The organism is Halopseudomonas nanhaiensis, assembly GCF_020025155.1.
Taxonomy (GTDB): Bacteria; Pseudomonadota; Gammaproteobacteria; order Pseudomonadales; family Pseudomonadaceae; genus Halopseudomonas; species Halopseudomonas nanhaiensis.
Genome location: NZ_CP073751.1, coordinates 1,686,934 through 1,704,788, shown reverse-complemented (window position 1 = coordinate 1,704,788; position 17,855 = coordinate 1,686,934). Strand labels below are relative to the sequence as shown.

20 protein-coding genes are annotated in these 17,855 nt (G+C 58.2%); 8 read left to right on the top strand and 12 right to left on the bottom strand.

Annotated elements, in window-relative coordinates:
- Positions 1-121: 121 nt before the first annotated feature.
- Positions 122-676, bottom strand: coding sequence for a serine protease (locus tag KEM63_RS07685; RefSeq protein ID WP_223655618.1), 555 nt, complete (start codon positions 674-676; stop codon positions 122-124).
- Between the two features lie 415 nt (positions 677-1,091).
- Between KEM63_RS07685 and KEM63_RS07680 the strand changes: the two genes are divergently transcribed.
- Positions 1,092-1,406: a hypothetical protein gene (locus tag KEM63_RS07680; protein WP_223655617.1), complete on the top strand. Its 315-nt coding sequence runs from the start codon at positions 1,092-1,094 to the stop codon at positions 1,404-1,406.
- Between the two features lie 25 nt (positions 1,407-1,431).
- Here the strand turns inward: KEM63_RS07680 and KEM63_RS07675 are convergent, their stop codons facing one another.
- A complete protein-coding gene (locus KEM63_RS07675; protein ID WP_223655614.1) occupies positions 1,432-1,890 on the bottom strand; it encodes a DUF1810 domain-containing protein in 459 nt (152 codons plus the stop codon).
- The gene (locus tag KEM63_RS07670; RefSeq protein ID WP_223655613.1) at positions 1,890-2,039 is read right to left on the bottom strand and encodes a hypothetical protein; all 150 of its coding nucleotides are present in this window, start codon (positions 2,037-2,039) and stop codon (positions 1,890-1,892) included. Before KEM63_RS07670 ends, KEM63_RS07675 begins: the two co-directional genes overlap by 1 nt.
- A 193-nt stretch (positions 2,040-2,232) precedes the next feature.
- Here KEM63_RS07670 and KEM63_RS07665 point away from each other — a divergent pair, with 193 nt between their 5' ends.
- Both KEM63_RS07665 and KEM63_RS07660 read left to right on the top strand, forming a co-directional pair.
- Positions 2,233-3,345, top strand: a complete 1,113-nt coding sequence (locus KEM63_RS07665) for a YcjF family protein (RefSeq protein WP_223655611.1) — start codon at positions 2,233-2,235, stop codon at positions 3,343-3,345.
- Entirely contained in the window at positions 3,323-4,864 is a 1,542-nt protein-coding gene (locus KEM63_RS07660; protein WP_223655609.1) for a GTPase family protein, read from the top strand. The genes KEM63_RS07665 and KEM63_RS07660 overlap by 23 nt, the downstream gene beginning before the upstream one ends.
- A 405-nt stretch (positions 4,865-5,269) precedes the next feature.
- Here the strand turns inward: KEM63_RS07660 and KEM63_RS07655 are convergent, their stop codons facing one another.
- From KEM63_RS07655 to KEM63_RS07645, 3 genes are all read right to left on the bottom strand, one after another.
- Positions 5,270-5,785: a hypothetical protein gene (locus KEM63_RS07655; protein ID WP_223655608.1), complete on the bottom strand. Its 516-nt coding sequence runs from the start codon at positions 5,783-5,785 to the stop codon at positions 5,270-5,272.
- A gap of 99 nt (positions 5,786-5,884) precedes the next feature.
- Positions 5,885-6,583 (bottom strand): RES family NAD+ phosphorylase, encoded by a 699-nt coding sequence (locus KEM63_RS07650; protein ID WP_223655607.1) that lies wholly within the window; start codon positions 6,581-6,583, stop codon positions 5,885-5,887.
- Positions 6,577-6,978 carry an MbcA/ParS/Xre antitoxin family protein gene (locus KEM63_RS07645; protein WP_223655606.1) on the bottom strand — a complete coding sequence of 134 codons (402 nt, stop codon included), beginning with the start codon at positions 6,976-6,978 and terminating at the stop codon, positions 6,577-6,579. The genes KEM63_RS07650 and KEM63_RS07645 overlap by 7 nt, the downstream gene beginning before the upstream one ends.
- Positions 6,979-7,313: 335 nt before the next feature.
- Here KEM63_RS07645 and KEM63_RS07640 point away from each other — a divergent pair, with 335 nt between their 5' ends.
- The 3 genes from KEM63_RS07640 (at position 7,314) to KEM63_RS07630 (ending at position 8,849) form a co-directional block, all read left to right on the top strand.
- Positions 7,314-7,898 carry a TetR/AcrR family transcriptional regulator gene (locus tag KEM63_RS07640; protein WP_223655605.1) on the top strand — a complete coding sequence of 195 codons (585 nt, stop codon included), beginning with the start codon at positions 7,314-7,316 and terminating at the stop codon, positions 7,896-7,898.
- Between the two features lie 98 nt (positions 7,899-7,996).
- On the top strand, positions 7,997-8,431 hold the full coding sequence (locus KEM63_RS07635; RefSeq protein WP_223655604.1) for a PaaI family thioesterase: 435 nt from the start codon (positions 7,997-7,999) through the stop codon (positions 8,429-8,431).
- A gap of 1 nt (position 8,432) precedes the next feature.
- Positions 8,433-8,849, top strand: coding sequence for a PaaI family thioesterase (locus tag KEM63_RS07630; RefSeq protein ID WP_223655602.1), 417 nt, complete (start codon positions 8,433-8,435; stop codon positions 8,847-8,849).
- Between the two features lie 191 nt (positions 8,850-9,040).
- Here KEM63_RS07630 and KEM63_RS07625 read toward each other — a convergent pair whose 3' ends face one another.
- The 3 genes from KEM63_RS07625 to KEM63_RS07615 form a co-directional block, all read right to left on the bottom strand.
- On the bottom strand, positions 9,041-9,814 hold the full coding sequence (locus KEM63_RS07625; protein ID WP_223655601.1) for an ABC transporter permease: 774 nt from the start codon (positions 9,812-9,814) through the stop codon (positions 9,041-9,043).
- A complete protein-coding gene (locus KEM63_RS07620; protein WP_223655599.1) occupies positions 9,811-10,554 on the bottom strand; it encodes an ABC transporter ATP-binding protein in 744 nt (247 codons plus the stop codon). The genes KEM63_RS07625 and KEM63_RS07620 overlap by 4 nt, the downstream gene beginning before the upstream one ends.
- Positions 10,555-10,640: 86 nt before the next feature.
- Complete coding sequence (locus tag KEM63_RS07615) at positions 10,641-11,630, bottom strand: ABC transporter substrate-binding protein (RefSeq protein WP_223655598.1); 990 nt, start codon at positions 11,628-11,630, stop codon at positions 10,641-10,643.
- Between the two features lie 165 nt (positions 11,631-11,795).
- Between KEM63_RS07615 and KEM63_RS07610 the strand changes: the two genes are divergently transcribed.
- Complete coding sequence (locus KEM63_RS07610; RefSeq protein ID WP_223655597.1) at positions 11,796-13,502, top strand: class I SAM-dependent methyltransferase; 1,707 nt, start codon at positions 11,796-11,798, stop codon at positions 13,500-13,502.
- A 27-nt stretch (positions 13,503-13,529) separates the two neighbouring features.
- Here the strand turns inward: KEM63_RS07610 and KEM63_RS07605 are convergent, their stop codons facing one another.
- Positions 13,530-14,582: a hypothetical protein gene (locus KEM63_RS07605; RefSeq protein ID WP_223655596.1), complete on the bottom strand. Its 1,053-nt coding sequence runs from the start codon at positions 14,580-14,582 to the stop codon at positions 13,530-13,532.
- Between the two features lie 121 nt (positions 14,583-14,703).
- On the opposite strand from KEM63_RS07605, the gene KEM63_RS07600 reads away from it, so the two are divergent.
- A complete protein-coding gene (locus tag KEM63_RS07600; RefSeq protein ID WP_223655595.1) occupies positions 14,704-15,474 on the top strand; it encodes an HNH endonuclease in 771 nt (256 codons plus the stop codon).
- 315 nt (positions 15,475-15,789) lie between these two features.
- Here the strand turns inward: KEM63_RS07600 and KEM63_RS07595 are convergent, their stop codons facing one another.
- Positions 15,790-17,163, bottom strand: a complete 1,374-nt coding sequence (locus tag KEM63_RS07595; RefSeq protein ID WP_223655594.1) for an HsdM family class I SAM-dependent methyltransferase — start codon at positions 17,161-17,163, stop codon at positions 15,790-15,792.
- Positions 17,153-17,761, bottom strand: coding sequence for a restriction endonuclease subunit S (locus tag KEM63_RS07590; protein WP_223655593.1), 609 nt, complete (start codon positions 17,759-17,761; stop codon positions 17,153-17,155). The genes KEM63_RS07595 and KEM63_RS07590 overlap by 11 nt, the downstream gene beginning before the upstream one ends.
- Between the last annotated feature and the right edge of the window lie 94 nt (positions 17,762-17,855).

Genomic DNA, 17,855 nt, shown 5'->3' with positions numbered 1-17,855 from the left:
CAAAACGGCCACGTCGTTCATAGGTGGACTCGACACCCTCTGGCTTGTTCCTGCTTTCGGGTATCGAGTTGAAGGAGTGATCTTTCAATGCGCCGCTTCAAGTGTTGATTAGCGGTCGATTTCAGTGCGCTTGCGTAATCTGGTTTTGCGGTAAAGACCGCTGGAAAAGTTCCCACTCCGCTCGAATAACATCAGTGGAAAGATAATAACTATTGCGCTTGGCGTGGCCGATACTGTGCGGATCATCAAGATCGGTGTACCACTGGTAGTCGAGACCAAAGCCGAGGTTTATTCCCAGTACAGCCTTGTCCGATCCGTACAACGGCCCGCCCGACATGCCCATTGTCAGGGGCGCATCATGAGTGGCGTAGGCGACGCTCGAGGGCTTGTCTTCGAGCACCACACGCGTCGACTTGGCCTGCCCCTTGCCATGGATGGGGAACAGCATGGCACCGCTGTACCCGACGGCGACCACCTGCTCGCCAGGCACCGGCTCGCGCCATTGCGGCACCGGACCTTCAGCCTTGCGCTTGATGAACACCAGATCGCAACCTGTGCTGCAACGATGAACGACATTATCGGTAAACGGAATGTGGGCCGCGGTAACCGCGTACTCCTCATTCCATTGGGTGGCCGTACCCATGAACACCATGGGCGCTGGCAGACTGGAATACACAGGCTGACTTCCTGTGTAGTCAGATCCCGGAGGCAGAGGTTTTGTAAATCCGTTACAACCTGAGAGCAATCCTAGCAAGAGTGCCGCCGGCAAAAAATGAAACGTGTCCATGATTCGCCTTGTTCTTTGCTTTCAACGGAAGTCGAGAAGTTTGAATTACGGGGTCCAGATATCCTTTTTCGTACCAAGTGCGATCCGAGATCAAAGTGATATCGAAACAACATCTCGAATTAATAAACAATGTGTAGTGCGTAAGTAGTGACACATCGCCACATCCGAAAGTTCAGCGCTTCGCTTGGCTGTGCCGGCAAACTGTGAGCTGGGCGACACTTTCCCGGCAGAGGAAAATCGGACGCGATGAACATCGCCCCGCTCGGAGGGTCCACTGAACAGGATCGATCGATTGGAGGAACACATGAACGAACTTAAAACGCTATCGGCTGCACTGTTTGCAGCGACCCTGGCACTGGCCTCTACCGCCGGCGCCCATGAACACGGCCATGACACCGAGCACAATCCGCACCACGACTCCCCCGCTGAGGATGCCGGCGGCACGCCCTGTGAAAAAGGCGTCGGTGGATCGGTAGAAGTACCGTCAGCCGGAGGCGGCGCTGAAGAGACCACACCCTATGACGACGTAGGCGATCTGGAAGACGATGAGGGCGATGACGGTGTGCGCGGTACCGTGACCGGCGAAAAGTCGCTGCACGAAACGCAGGAAACGCGCTGATCGGCGCGAGCGTTCCGCTCCGAAGCTACATGCCCTCGGAGCGGATGCTCAGCGTCATGGGGTCGTAATCCCCGCCAAAGAACTGGTCTAGCACCTGCTGAAACACGTCCCGCTGTGGGCTGGCGAGCGCGAACAGCGTCATGCTCGAGCGCAGCTTCATGTCATCCGGCGAGCCCATGATCTGCCGCGCGGATCGATTTCCCCAGGGCAGGAGCGCCGCAGCACATCGCTCAAGCCGCTCTCCGAGCACCGGATGATCCAGATAGGCTTTCGCTTCATCCAGCGTCGCAATCGCATACCGGCGGGCCATGTCGCTCTGCCCCAGCCCGGCGATCTGCGGAAAGATGAACCACATCCAGTGCGACTGCTTGTGACCGGATTGCAGTTCGGCCAGAGCGCGTTCGTAGATACCGTTCTGGGCTTCCACGAAGCGCTCCAGATCGTAGCCTGCGGCGGCTTCGGTAATGCCTTCCCGAGCTCCCACTAGCCGGGCACCTCGTTCTCGTCGGTGTCGATGTTGCGCTTGATCTTCTCCGCATCGACCTTTTCCAGATTTTCGGAATTCACCGCACCCTCTGGTGCGCCCTCTTCCATCTCGTCGTACTCGGTCGGCTTCTTCGGATCGTTGGACATGTGAACCTCCTCGGTGAACAGTGCGTGCATAGCCTTCGATTCACCGCCGAGGTGGTAGTTCGATGCGTGCGGATGCCGGCGAGGGAAAATAGCAGCCGCCCTGCCCGCCGCCCGCCAACCCTGCCAAGCGAACCAACCGCCGTCTGCCTGGTCGGTTCTTGCAAAAGCCTCTGCGCACCCTCAAGGTAAGCACATGAGCCTGGTCAAACGCATATATCGCAAACTCAACCCCACCCGGGCGGAAGACCTGGCGCCCGCCTTTCGGCATAGCGAAGAACACCTGCCCACCCTTTGGCTGATCGGCAAGACCGGTGCTGGCAAGTCCACCCTGATCCGTACCCTGACCGGCTTGAACGAGATCGAGGTCGGGCGGGGATTTCGACCGTGTACGCAAACCGCTACCCAGTACGACTTTCCTCAGCAGACGCCTGTGCTGCGGTTTCTCGATACCCGCGGGCTGTCCGAAGCCGAATACGACCCGGACGAAGACATCCGCGCCTGCGAGCATCGCAGCCATGCGCTGGTGGTGGTGATGCGTGCCGATGATCCCGAGCAGTCTGAACTCCTGGAAGCACTCAAACGCATCAAGCGCTCTGGCAAGGTTCGCAACGCCCTGCTCGTGCATACGGCAATCGATACGCTGGATTCCAAGCGGGAAAGCGATAAGTGCGTGTTGCATAACCAGCAGGCGGTCGAAGCCGTCTGGGGCGAGATCACCGGGGTCCCGGTCGATCTGATCGGACGCGATGGCAAACCGGTCGGTGTCGCCAGACTGGTAGAAGAACTGGGGCGGTTCCTGCCGATCGTCGCCGAGCTGTTCGAGCGGCGCGGCAAGAGCACGGCAGAGGAAAAGAACTTTCGCAAGTTCAAGAGCGAGATCATGTGGTACGCCGGCGCCGCGGGCGCCACGGATGCCGTCCCCCTGGTCGGGCTCGTCGCGGTACCGGCCATCCAGACCAAGATGCTGCACAGCCTGGCCAATCACTACGGCTTGCCCTGGAACCGTCGGCTGCTGACCGAACTGCTCGGCGCCATGGGTGCCGGCTTCGGTGTGCAGTATGCATCCAGGCTGGGGTTGCGGCAGCTGATCAAGCTGATCCCGGTGTATGGGCAGACGGTAGGTGCCGCGTCTGCAGCAGTCACCAGTTACTGCGTGACCTATGCGCTTGGACGGGTCGGCTGTATTTACTTCTTCAACAAGATCAGTGGCAAGCTCACCTCGCCTGAAGAACTGCAGGCGGTGTACCGGAAGGCCTTCAAACACATTTTGCCGGTAGCCCAGGATGACGCTGAAAACAACCGTTAAGGCCATGCGTTCTGCGGCGCAGCTGTCCGATCGGATCACGCCGTTTCTGCTGATTGCCGTGCTGTTGCCGATCGCGCTGCTGGCCGCATTCGGCGTCTACGCCATCATCCGCTACAACTACATTCTTACGTTCGTCGGCCTGCTCGGCCTGTGCACGATCCTGGTGGTACTGCCGTTCTTCTTCGCCCGCAAGCGCAAACTCAAACGCGCCCCGCCGGCGGAGCCGGAATTGCTCGAACAGATGGAGACGCCCGATTACTGGACGCCGCTGGACCGGCAGGTGCAGCAGGCGATGCTGCCCGAAGTCCGTGCGCTGATCCAGCGCCGGGACAGCTGGCGGGTGATGCCCGACGATGCCCTGCTGCTGGCCCGTGGCGTGGCCGCGTACTACGGCAAGGGCAAGCGCCACGCCGAGTGGGCCTTTTCGCCTATCGCGCTGCTGGCCATTGCAGAAAAGCTTTCGCAGCGCTACCGCCGCACCTTGAAGGAGCACGTGCCCGGCATCGATCACCTGAAGATCTCCCACGTGCTCTGGCTGGACGAAAAGACCGACCAGTTCGCCCCCGCAGTGAAGATCTTCAACGTCTATCGAAAGGTGCGCATGCTCACGCCCGAAGGCATGCTTGCCGAGTTGGGTAGCCAGGCGATCGGGCAGTCGTTCGAAGGGCTGAGCGATGAAATGCAGGAGCGGCTCAAGCGCCTGCTGCTGCTTGAGGTACTGCGAGCTGCGATTGATCTGTACGGCGGCCATCTTCGGTTCGACGAGGAGGAGCTGTCCGTCACCGCCGCGACGATCAGGGATGACGAGCGCCAGGCCGAGAAGCCCGAACCCATACGCATCTGTCTGATCGGCCAGACCGGAGCGGGCAAGTCATCGGTCATCAACGCGCTGACCGAGGGCTGGAATGCCGAAACCAGTGCGCTGCCAAGCACCGATCGTGGGTTGGTCTACGAATGCAAGGTGGACGGCATTCCCTTCCTGCGCCTGCTCGACCTGCCAGGGCTGAACGGCGATCCGAAGCTGGAGAAAATTCTTTTCGAAGAGATGGTGCAGTCCGACATGGTGCTCTGGGTACTGCGCGCCAACCAGCCCGCCCGCAAGCTGGATCAGGAATTTGGCAAACGATTTGAAGAATGGCGGCAGAAGCATGTGCATGTGCAGTCGCCGCCCACCATCGGCCTGCTCAACCAGGTGGATCGGCTGGGCACGCACAACGACTGGCATCCACCCTACGACCTGGACAGCACGGACCCGAAAGCCGAGCTGATCCGCGAGGCGCTGGACTTCAATCGTGAGGTGCTGCACCTGGATGAGATCCTGCCTGTTTGCGTATCGCCCGAGCGCGAACAGTACAACGTCGACGCCCTGCGTGACCTGCTCAACGAGCGGTACAACAAGGCGCTGAACGTGCAGCTCAACAGACGACGCCGCGAAGCCGGGGCGTTCTCTGCGTCGAAGGAATTCAAACGGGTGCGTCAGGCAGCCAAGGGCCTTTTCGGTTTGATGCGCAACCGATAGGAAGGGCTCGCAGGATTCATTTCAATGTTGCAAAAGGTCCGGTTTGATAACCCGTTCTTAACCCCGGTATCCCCATACTGTGGCTGTAGAGACCAGAGTGTGTTCATCCGTAGCCGGAGCGGCCCCCAGGGGAATGTCCGGACGGGGTAAAGTCGTGAGTCACCCGTTCCCGAAGAACCGCGACAGCTTGCGAGGCCCACCCCAAAAGTACTCCTTCGGGTCTGTGGCAGGTGTAAACCCCGACTCTACAAAAGGTGTAGTCGGGAGGATCACTGGATCAAAAAGATTCAGGGAAACAACCCGGCAGAGGACACGCTGCCGGGTTTTTTACGTGCGCCTTCACGCTCTGACACACTCTGCTGCGGTGATGGCTACTGGCGTAGCGATACCGCTTTTTTCAAATCGTTATTTCTGAAGAAGCTTGATCGCGCCCAGGCTTATGGTAGCCAGCGTCAGGCCGAGTGCGACCTTCATGAAACCTCGCTGCGTTTGCGTAGAACGTTCGGCTGCGTTGTTGGAAGCCGTCTTCTGACGCTGGTCTGTTTCCAGAATTCTTTCCGCATACCACCGGCGCTCCTCGCTCGTGGAAGCGACTTTCAACCCTTCCCGGAGCGCCTCTATCGTTTTCGAGGACGTGTCCTTATCGGCGCCGATCTGTGCCGCATCCGTCCTGCCGACGTTCGAGGAAATGACAGAAACGCTTTGTAGAGCTTGCTTACCTACCTCCTTGTCGAGGGCAAGCGATGATGTTCTGGTGCTGGCGCTGGCAGGCTTTTTTTTATCCGCCGGCTTATTGGTTTGACCCGGCGGCTCTTTGCGTTGCGGTTTCGCTTCTCCCTTGGCGTCCTGATTGTCGGCGGAGCTGTTCCCGTTGCCATGTGCGCCGCGGGCAAGAGTCAACGTACTGGTTGGCTTGTCCATGCTGTTTCCCTACTGCTGAAAAAGGAAGATAGCCAATTGATATCTCACCTTGAAGGAAATCACAATAGTCTGATGATCGCGTATGCGAAGCGACGCCGGTCAACGGATTTCCCGAACAAGCTTGTGCACCGCCGCTATCTCACCGCTCCAGATCATCTCGTAATGCGACGTCTGCTTGACCGAGACCACCTGTCGCGGCGTCAACAACCCCCAGCAGGTACCCTCTGGCTGACGCACCGAGTGATAGCGGATGCCGGTGGCTCCTGCATCGAGCGCCATGCGGCCAAACTGGCGCGAGGCGCTGTAGTCGGATGGCGAATAGATCGGATCGTTGCGTGCGACCGACAACGCATCCAGCGCACCGGCTTCATCGAACCGCGCCGCCAGCCCACGGAAGGTGAAACGCTCGTAACGCAGCTCAGGGACACGGGACCAGTACGCCTGCTGGTGATGCCGCACCTCGGCAATGGCCGTCTCGATGGTATCGGCCAGATACAACACGCCGAAGGATCCGTCACTGAAGCGCGAACCATCGGGCGTCACATGGGTAAAGGGCGCGGTGGCGTAGGAACAACCGGGAATGCCAAACGGAATATCCGCTCGGGGGATCAGCTCCAACCGCCCGGTCTGGTTCGACAGACGCGGATTGGTCAGCGCCTGGATCGCGAACAGATCCTCGAACTCATCGGCGCTGGCGACATCATCGAAGATGGCGATCGGCGGAAACTTCGAGTTGACCAGCCGATGCGCGAGAACCTGCCGATTTGGCAGCACCGGCAGCTCTCGAGCTGTTACCACTGGCTGCTCCGTAGCGCATCGATGCGTCTGAAGGTTTCATACACGGCAACGAAATCGCCGGTGCTCATGACATCTAGCGGTGAGCGGCCGTAGAAAAACGCATTGTGGTTGGGCATGCGCATGAAGCCGTAGAGGTTCTCGGGGTTGTCGAACACCACCCGCAGGGCCGCATGCATGTTCAACACGAAGCTGACCCGGGTGAGTTGATCCCGGTCCAGATTGATCGACTGCAGGCCATCCTTGCGCTTGGCCCGCGCGTAGGTGCTGTGCGACACACGCAGAATCGCCTCGCCCTGCTCGCCCGTTGCGCCCCACTTGTCCAGAATGGACACGGCAGTGCGCAAACCGGTTGCGGCAGTGGATTTGACTTCGGGAGCAGCTAGAGAGCTAAGCATGGCGAGACCTCGTTTAACGCTGTGCCTACAGACACTATAGCTTATTTATAGTATCTGCAAGCACAGCGCCGCAATGAGAGAACTAGAACCCGTAGGACCGACCTCGCCGCGATGGCGTTATCCGACTCCGCCATAGCGCTCCCGAGGGACTCCGATCCGCATTGTAGGAGCGGGCATGACCGCGAAGCAGCATGCACTCACTCCCGCCCACGCCCCTTCCTACCAACCACACTCCCGCTCCGCCCCTCATCACGTACCCCGAACCGAACGCCGCCGAAGCGCGTTTGCCTGTAAACTCATCTGCGTCTGACCCACGACCCAACAGGACGGCATGTATGCCCGCGGCTTCCCAACACCGCCTCAACATCATTCGCGCCGCGGCCACGCTGTTTCGTAAGCAGGGCTATGCGCGCACCGGGCTCAACGACATTCTTGCCGAGAGCAAGGCGCCAAAAGGGTCGCTGTATCACTACTTCCCCAAGGGCAAGGAACAGCTCGGCGAAGAGGCGCTGCGCTATGCCGCGCAGCAGGCCACCGACACGCTGGTCAGCTTGCGGGCTGACAACCCGAGCGCACCCGCCCTGCTCATGGCGTTCGCCAACCAGTTGATTCAGTGGCTGGAAGCCTCGGCGTATCAGGACGGTTGCCCGATGGCCACGACCATACTGGAGACCGTCCCCCGCGCATCCGGCCTCACCGCAGCGGCGCAAAAAGGTTTTGCTGCATGGAGCGATATTTTCGCTCAGGCGCTACTGGCCGACGGCGCCACACCGACCGATGCCCAGCGGCTCGCCAGGCTGACGATCGCTACCCTGGAAGGCTCTTTGATACAGGCGCGCGTCGAGCAGAGCGGGCAACCGATCATCGACTCTGCCGAAGAAGTGGCCGGCCTCATGCGCGCCCGTACCCCACGAGACTGACCCCCTGCCGCTTATTGTGCTTGCAATAAATACGTTTGCGCCTAGATTATGGTGACTGGTCTACATGACCCGACCTATACCAATCGCAGGAGCGCAGCATGGACACCGCATTTGCCCCACCCGCAGGATTTGCCCGCCACACCCGGCGCAGTGGACTAACCGACCCCTGGGAGCCGATATACGCCGCCACGGGTGAGGAGACCTTCAGCCTCGGCATCATGGCCGACGAGCCACACGTCAACAGCCGCGGATTCGTCCACGGCGGGCTGCTTTCCGCATTGGCTGACAACGCCATGGGGCTGAGCTGCGCCCGGTTGATCGACAACGTCGGCGGGCTGGTCACCATCAGCTTGAACACGGATTACATCGGGACGGCCCACAAGGGCCATTGGATCGAAGTGCGCGCCGCGCCCACCCGCCTGGGCCGGTCGCTGTGTTTTGCCGAAGCGAAGATCTATTCCAACGACGAGCTCTGCGCCACCGCCAAGGCGGTATTCAAGGTGCAGATCAAGACCAGCCAGGGAGCTGCCTGAGATGACGGACAACAACGAACTGCTCGAACGCCTGCGCGGCATCTCCCGCCTTGCGGAGTTCAATAGCTGGCTGGGACTCGAGGTGGTCTCCGCTGCCCCGGGCGAGGTCGAGCTGCACATGAGCTGGAAGAAGGAGATGGGGCAATACAGCGGCTTTCTGCATGCCGGGGTTCAGGGCGCCTTGATCGACACCGCCTGTGGCTTCGCCGCGGCGACGCTCAGCGGGCATGTGCTGGCTTCGCAGTTCACCGTGCGCTGTCTGCGCCCCGCAGTGGGCGACACCTTCCGAGTGGTGGCAAAGGTGATCAAACCCGGCCGCCAGCAGATATTCACAACCGCCGAGCTCTACGCCACCAAGGACGGAGAAGAAAAGCTCGTCGCCACCGGCGACACCCTGCTGGTGCCATCCCAAGCCTGACCCGACCTGGCCTTGTAGGACGGAAGGGGCCGCCGAGGCCTGGCCGCGAAGGGGTTGCTCAGACGCCCCTTTCGCGCCCAGGTGCACTCCTACATCAAACCAGTGCCCACCCCGACGTGTAGGAGCGGACCTGACCGCGAAGAAGGTAGTACGACGTTCGAGACCACCCCGGAAATGTCGATCCCGACTCCTTACACGTACTGATAGCGCAACACCCGCTGCTTGAACTTCTCCAGGATCACCTGATCGATCAGAGTCGCCAGAATCGCGATCACCACGATGTTCATCATCACGCCAACCATGTCGGCAATCTCACCGGAATACGCCAGCGACCGCCCCAGACCCTGTCCGAAACCAACCAGCATCTCCGCCGAAATCAGCGCACGCCAGGCATTACCAAAGGCCAACTGGGCACCGGTGATCAGCTCCGGCATCACCGCAGGCAGATACACGCGCTTGAGCAACTGCCAGCGCGACGCACCCATCACCCGAGCGGCGGACACATGCACCGGCTGCACGCTTTCGGTCGCGTTCATCACCGACAGCGCCATCGGGAAGAACGCGCCCAGCGCCACCACCACGATGATCGGCAGACTGCCAAACCCCATCACGATCAGAAACAGCGGCACCCAGGCGATCGACGGAATCGACTGCAGAATGATGATGGCTGTGCGCAGCGTCTCGCGGAAGAAGAACAACACACCGCCAATCAGGCCAAAGCCGATACCGAACAACAGCGCAAAGCCGTAACCGGTTCCCAGGCGGCTCATGCTGCCCATCAGCCCGTCGAGAAACTCCTGCTCCGTGACCGACTGCAGCAGCCGCGCCAGTACCACCGGAATATCCGGCATCAGGAAGTCCGGCAGGCTCCATGCCGCGGTTTGCCAGATCAGCAGAATGAACAGCACCGCCAGCACCACGGCGAGGTATTTTTTCGGCCCGGTCAAACGACGTCCCTGGCTCATGCGTGCACCTCCGTCTTGATCCCGAGCAGCGCGAGAATCTCCTTGCGCTGCGGCGCCACGCCGGACAGGTCATGGCTGCGCTCGCAATGCTCGAAGCTGAATTCCTTGAGCACCTGCGTCGGCCGCTTGCTGAACACCATGATGCGGTCAGCCAGGTACAGCGCCTCGTCCACGTCGTGCGTCACCAGCATGACCGACGGCTTGTGCTCCTCGATCAGCTCATGCAGCACATCCTGCAGCGCCATACGGGTCAGCGCATCGAGCGCGCCGAAGGGTTCGTCCAGCAACAGAATCTCCGGCTTGACCATAAAGGCACGGGCCAGGGCCGTCCGCTGACGCATGCCACCGGATACCTGGTGCGGATAGTAGTGCTCGAAGCCTTTCAGCCCTACCCGCTCCAGCCAGCCCTCGGCAGCGGTGTACGCTTCCTTCTTGCCGACATTTTGCAGCTCAAGCGCCATGGCGACGTTGCCCTGCAGCGTCAGCCAGGGGTACAGCGCGTGCTCCTGAAACACCAGCGTGCGCTGCGGGTTGGGTGCGGTGATCAGCTTGCCATCGCCCAGCACCCGGCCCTCGGTGGGCTTTTCCAGCCCGGCGGCCAGATGCAGGAGTGTGGATTTGCCACAGCCGGACGGACCGACCAGCGCGACCAGTTCACCTTCGGCCACTTCCGCCGAAAACCGTTGAATGACTTCCAGGCTGCCGAAGCGCTTCCTGACGTCCTCGAACTTCAATTGCATGGGTTAACAACTCACTTGAAGGATCCGCCAAGCGGAACGAAAGGCGCCCGACAGGTTGCCGGGCGCGCTACACGATTGGGCAGGCGTTACAGTTCGCGCGCCTGCTGCCAGGACAGATCGAGAATCTTGCTGGTATCGAACGCGCCACCGTCGCGGGTCTTCAACGAGCCCTGATCGCGCATGATGTCGGCCAGTTCCTGAATGCGGCTGATGTCCTGCTCGCTCAGCGAAGCATCGAAGTCCTGCGTGCTGATGGCTTCCTCGATCACCTTCTCGCGCGGCAGCTCGCCACGGTTCAGGGTCTTTAGCGTCGGCTCGGCGATGAAGTAATCGGCGATCAGTTCAGCCGCCTTGGCCGGTTCGTTCTCGAGCATCTCGATCGCATCACGCTGCGCATCGAGCGAGCTCCAGATCACATCCTTGCGCTTTTCCAGCGTCTCGCCAGAGGTGATCACCACCATGCAGGGGAACGGCCACACTTCGCCAATCTCGTAAATCTGCTTGACCGGCGCCACCAGCTGCGCGATGCGGTCATAGGGCTCGAACAGGAAGGCTGCATCTGCCCGACCGGAGACCAGCGACTGCACCGCCACCGCCGGGCTCACGCCCATGATGTTCAGGTCGCTCGGCTTCAGATCGACACCCTTGAGCGTCACACCGCGCAATACCGCGTCGGCCGTGCTGCCCTCGCGCTGCGACGCCAGCGTCTTGCCCTTCAGGTCCGCCACGGTTTCGATGCCGGTCTCTTCACGCACCAGAATCGAGTGATAGCCGCGCTGCGCGCCGCCCACCACCTTCAGATCCGCACCGCGCGAGGCCCAGGACACCGCATTGGTGAAGCCCAGCACGCCGGTATCCAACTGCCCACCGACGATGGCCTTGATCAGGTCGGTACCCGAGCTGAATTCCACCAGCTCCACGTTCAATCCATGCTTTTCATACAGGCCCGCCTCTTTGGCGACCATTACCTGCGCATCGTCCATTACCCGGATGAACCCGACCTTCAACGTCTCCTGCGCCTGCGCAAATGCGCTCACCAGCAACAATGCCGGAACCAACCATAGCTTTGCTTTCATGACCAACCCCTTTCTGAAAGACGGCATACAACCGATTGCCTGGATGAGAATTAGTTCGGGGAGTTTACAGGATGGGGTGGGGTTGTGCTTGTTGGGGTGCTGCGCCCGCCCTCGCCTGACGCTCTCAAGCTAGATAGACTCAGCTCAGCCAACGGATGTCATTACATGAATTACTACACCGATAACGCTGATGCACTCTTCAATGCTTACCAAGCTCTTCCGCCCGATGCAGTCCATTCGGCATGGGGTCATCTGCTTCCACAACAGCCTGGCCTCGCTTGTGACATAGGTGCTGGATCCGGTAGGGATGCTCGGTGGTTAGCCGCCAAAGGTTGGGACGTCACTGCAGTCGAACCCAACGAACGTCTCAGATCACTCGCTGAGCAGTCTACTGCTGCCGCGTTGTGCGCGCCTGGATCAGTTATCTGGCTCGACGACGCCCTACCCGACCTGAAACAGCTGCGATCTCTGGACCAAAGATTCCAGCTGATATTGGTAAGCGCTGTCTGGATGCACCTGACGCCCCAACAGCACGAACGGGCAATGAGGATCGTCAGCGAACTGCTCGCACCGGGCGGTTTGCTGGTGATTACGCTGCGCCATGGAGAAGACAACGAAGGACGTTTCCATCCCGTCACGGCTGACCAGTTGATTGCGCTCGCACAAGACCGAGCGTTGATCGCCCGGCATCGTGGTCGACAGCCCGATTTAGCTCGAGCAGGAATTGAGTGGGATTGCCTCGTGTTTCTGCTGCCCGACGATGGGAGCGGCAGTTTGCCTTTGCTTAGGCACATCATCGTCAATGACAACAAGTCCGCCACTTACAAGCTCGGACTACTGCGTGCACTCATCCGTATCGCCGAAGGCGCACCTGGCATGGTGATTAAACGAGATGACGTTTGGGTCGATGTACCTTTCGGCCTGGTGGCTCTGTACTGGCTGAAGATGTACTTACCACTCGTGCTCAAGCACAACCTGATCCAAACCCCTACCGCTGACCATCAGAACCAGAAAGGTTACGGTTGGGCGAGTAGCCGCAGCTTTTACCAGCTCGCAACGCTATCGCCGTACGATCTGCGCGTTGGGGCTACGTTCCATGGGGAAACGGCCACCAGTTTGATCAGCGCGCTTAAGGACATCTGCCGCAACATCGAAGCGATGCCCGCGACCTTCATCACCTACCCAGGGCAAGCCCGCCAGGTCTTTGAGTGCAGTCGTCTCCGTGTTCGCAGCAGCCAGAGCGCGTGGCAGTGCAACAAGCACTCACTAGCTGAATTCGGCACGTTCAGAATCCCTGCTTTTCTGTGGCAGACGTTCTCGCAGCATGCCTGCTGGCTGGAGCCTGCAATCGTCAATGAATGGGCGAAGCTATTGCGTGGCTGGAGCTATCAATACGACGCATCGGTGTACGAGCGCGCCTTGCAATGGAACGAAGACAGACGCGACACGCTTGAGGTGAGAGCGAGGGTGCAGGCGCTGCACGACGCCGGCAGGACGCTCTCCTGCGTTTGGAGTCGCACGAAGCTAAAGGCCGAGAGTTTCGCCGTGGACCATTGCTTCCCCTGGTCACGCTGGTTCAACAACGATCTATGGAATCTGATGCCCACCAGCGAGACCGCGAATAGAGCGAAGGGCGACAAGTTGCCCTCGGCTACGCTGCTGGAGCAAGCAAAGCCGTCGATTCTTAACTGGTGGGAGGAAGCATTTCTGGGCAGCGAGGCATTGTCCAACCGGTTCCTACTGGAAGCGGAAGCTGCACTGCCACTAGTGACAGAGCGCAGCGACGTCGATGCTATATACACTGCGATGCAACACCAACGGACGAAGCTGAAGGCAAGCCAGCAGCTCGCCGAATGGACTTACCAAAGGTGAGGCATAGCAGCCGCCTCGCGCCGATTCTTAATCGGAAGCAACTGAACGGATAATCGACCGAACAAACTTCGTTGGAATCTGCACGTGGCTCAGGGGCTCTAGCGCTGGGCGCAGAATGATTGCGTCACCGAACGACCACACCACGTGCACGTCGCGCAATGCGCAGTCTTCGCTGATCCCCAATGCGCTCATGTCACGATCACAAAAAGCCGGGTCGAGGGCGACCATTTCTGCTTCATAGGCGCCCAGACCCAAGCTGCGGACAGTCTGCTCAGGCAGCGTCGTCAAGCCGCCACTGTAGGCAACGGCAACAATTCCGAAAAACAGGCTGAAATGCATCGCCGCGCTCCAACCGCCGAAGTGAGCCATCGAGCAGATCGTCACCATCAGCGAAAGGATTATCGGGATCGTTAAGACGATGGGATAGTGCCAAGCACCGTTTAGCTCACCTATGAATGGGGCGCTATTGCGAACAACCGCTATCAGCAGCAGCATGAATACGAGCTGCGCGAGATAAGCGATCCAAGCGAAGCTGAAAAAGCTGTAACGCGGCAGATCGAACCGCCATTGCAACAAGCAGCCGAAAAGTAACCCTACGATCGCCGGTACGATCAACGCCGCCACGGTGAAGCTGGCATAGCCGAACAAGACCATCGCCAACACGGCCAGGCCGCACAAGCAAAACGGACCGAAATAAGCCAGCCCAATCAACTGCAAAACCGTACCGCCGCGCTTTTCTTCTGCGTACGGCATGGCGTACTGAAGCTCTTCTTTGATTGGCTTAGTGTTGATGAACAGGTGAAAGAGCAGCGACCCGGGAGCGAACATCGTCATAACGACCAAGCCCACGACTGCGAAGCCGATGCACGCCGCGGCCAGTAGCAACGATGAAAACTGGAACAAGTCAAAGCTTGGGTAAAACTGGTTGCGGTAGAAATATAGAAGGAAAATGGCGAAGCCAACCACCGGAGGCACGGCTTTGCTCAGCAAAGACGCATGCTGCCGAATCAGCGCTTCTGACGATTCAAGCACAGCGTCAATCGGATCTTTGCTTGGCGGGCGGTCAGTCCATTTTTGCATCAGGCTTCCTTGCGAATGTGCGTGGACGGATCATAGCCGCAAGCCTAGCGAGTCGGCTATCCTGGGCGCAGCATGAGCTCAGCTCCCACGCTCCCCTTACGAAACGAGAAAGGAATCCGTTTTGGCCAACATCCGCTGGACCGTCGACGAACTCAAACTAGCTTTTTACCTGTACTGCCAGTTGCCGTTTGGCCAGCTTCACCGAGGCAACCAAGAAATCATTAACCTAGCGGCTAGGCTCGGCAGGACGCCCTCCTCCGTAGCAATGAAACTCAGCAACTTCGCCAGCCTCGACCCAGTGATTACCGGTACCGGACGAAAAGGCTTATCGGGTACCTCCCAGCTTGATCGCCTGATCTGGGATCAATTTCATGACGACTGGCAAAGCCTGGTGGATGACTGCAGCGCGCTGCTCGCCCAAGCTGGGGAGCCGTTGGAGGAAGAAGACCTGAGCTTCGCTCAGGTTCCAGCGGACTATGAGGGACTGACTCGCGAAACGAGGGTTAAGGTGCGAGTCCGACAACGCTTTTTCCGTAAAGCGGTGCTTGCCGGCTACCGAGGCAAGTGCTGTATGTCTGGCACAAGCGAGCCGCGGTTGCTGAACGCGAGTCACATCAGTCCTTGGAGCGTTGACCCAGCGAACCGGCTGAACCCAGCCAATGGCCTCTGCCTCTCAGCTTTGCATGACCGGGCTTTCGATCAGGGATTGATCGCTTTGACTGATGAGCACACCGTACTGGTTAGCGATCGCCTTAAGAAAGCAGAGGATTCCTTCATCAAATCAACCTTGGTGAAGTTAGAGGGCGCTCCGATTGAACTGCCCGATCGGTTCTTGCCGGCCGGTGATATGGTTCGATGGCATCGAGAGAATGTCTTCCAAGCGGGAAACTGAGCGAAAACGGCTGGGCTCGGACCTAGACCAGCCGGTTAAAGACAAAAATAAGTCTGTCCCGTTTTTGCTGCGCTTGAGGCCACGCTAGGCGCATGCGCTCCAGAGCAGCGCAAGCAATCGCATGACTACGCGTCGATAGAGCTTCGTCCCTAGGCGGCCCTGCGGTGACGACAGAAATAAATCTGTCACCTTTTTGAATACACGCTTCCCCTACGAAACGGGTGATGCTCTTTGCTTCTTAGTAGGCACGTGTGTTGAGGTAGGGAAGCTCTGCTCAATCCTAAAGTCCCGTCTATTCCGAGTGCTCTCGGTGCCCTAGCGGCCGTCATCTAGCTCTGCCGCCAAGTACGACTCCAGTTCCTTTTGAAGACGATCCAGATCGTGATTAACCTGCGCATATTCGGTATAGATAATATTCAAATCTCGACGCTCACCTTTCTCCGAAAAGAGGTATCGCGTCACACTTAAATCAAAATCGTTCTGTTCAATCTCATGATGTCCAACCAATCTAGACGGGAAGGAGTGCTGGTAATCTTCGCCGTGTACGCCTCTGATACATTCTCCCAAAGCTCTTAACGTATGACCCTGCGGGACAATCTCTTCACACGCCTTGGTCCCGTCAACAAACAGAATGGATGGATCCTTTTTTTGTTTATCTATCACCAGCAGATATAGCGATATGCTCCGAGGCTTTTGCGCGCTTGTAGGCAGTGCGACAATCATGTCAACTAGTCGTGCCGAGACGATTTTTTTTCTGATCTCCCCTTCTGTTCCTTTGCGAAACAGCATTCCCGAAGGCACGACTACGGCACCTCTCCCGGTTTCTTTTAAGCTACCTATAACAACCTGCAAAAACGCAAAATCCGCATTTGACTGCGGGGGCACACCGAAAACCGCAAATTCACTTTTTGCGAATGCATCTCTGTCCCAATCAGCTGTCGAAAACGGAGGGTTGGCAAGAACCACATCGTGCTTCAGATAAGGCTCTCGCGAGGCGAACGCGTCTGAACAGGAGATACTCCTGGGATCGAGACCATGTATTAGAAACGTCCAACTTGTGATCTTCGCAAGATTTCGCGACCTATCCCAACCGCTCAACGAAGCGTTGCCGAGATCGCACCCGTCTTTTCCCAAGTATTTCCCCGCCTGCAACAATAGCTGGCCCGAACCGCACACTGGATCAAAAATGGTGTCGCCAGGCTTGGGATCGACCAAGTAGACCATTAGCTCAGCTAAGTCTTCAGGAGTCTGGAAGATCCCATCTAGTCCGGCCTGCGGAGCTAAGCTCGCCCGGAACTTGTCGAATAATTCAGATATATCAAATCCGGCTGGATGCTCAGCTGTGTTTAAGAGAATTTCCGCCACGCTTGCGAAGAAATTCTCCATGATGGGGTCTATATGTACCCTGTGTGAAAGCGCGAGTATTGCCTCTCGAAGTTCGAGACTGGGTTGCCCGAAACAGCGATCCACCACCTTCGCGTATCCGCTCATACTATCCAAATCATGGATCGACCGAAACGACTGGGGAGCAAAACCTAAGTCACTTCCTTCAGCGCGACTATCCATGATGTTATGGTTTCTCACCTGCCACAAAACGAGAATCGCCAGTAACGCCTCGGCCACCATGTCTTTTTCAGCAACCGTCATCCGCGCGGTTCGGAATATCTCAAAGATTTTATCAATTGCCATAACGAGTACCCGAGCCCCTGTTAAGTATCCTATAACAGAGGCCATGGCTCAGCTCACTCCCAAGCTCTATAGCCTTACGGAGTGCTTTACGTCTTTCTAACCAATTAGCATAAACCGCGGCAATCTTCTTCTGGTCCTCTAGCAACGGGCTAGGAATAGATATGGTTTTTAGATTTTTTACACTTATGTGCCCTACAGTGGTTCCAATACGTAATGAACTGATCGCTCCATGACCATCTGTTGAATTCAAATACCAAAGCAAGAAAAGAGGCTCTATTATTTTGGTATTTGGCCGGATCACAGCGACCTGATTCGGAGCAGTGGTTGGTCCTTCTAAAGAATCGCTTATGTACATCACATCGCTTCTCTCCCCCCTAAGGGGTATGACTAACTCTCCTCCTTCGAATTCAAACGAAAGCCTTTCTGGATCGACGTTTGCCCATGACAGATGACCTCCCTCGTAAAGGCCTTCTCGTATATCTTTAATTTGAAGAAGCCGTACTCCCGAAGACGGTTCGGCGGCCTCTGCCTTACCACGGAATACGTGACCTGCACATACCGATGCAACAGTTTCAAGCGTCTTGAAATCAGTGGCCACTAGGCTTCTCCTTCACTACCGAGGCGCGCAAAGAGAAATGCATCGTATCGGTTTGCTGCGTCTCGCTCTTCTGTGAGACCTGCAAGTATTCCAT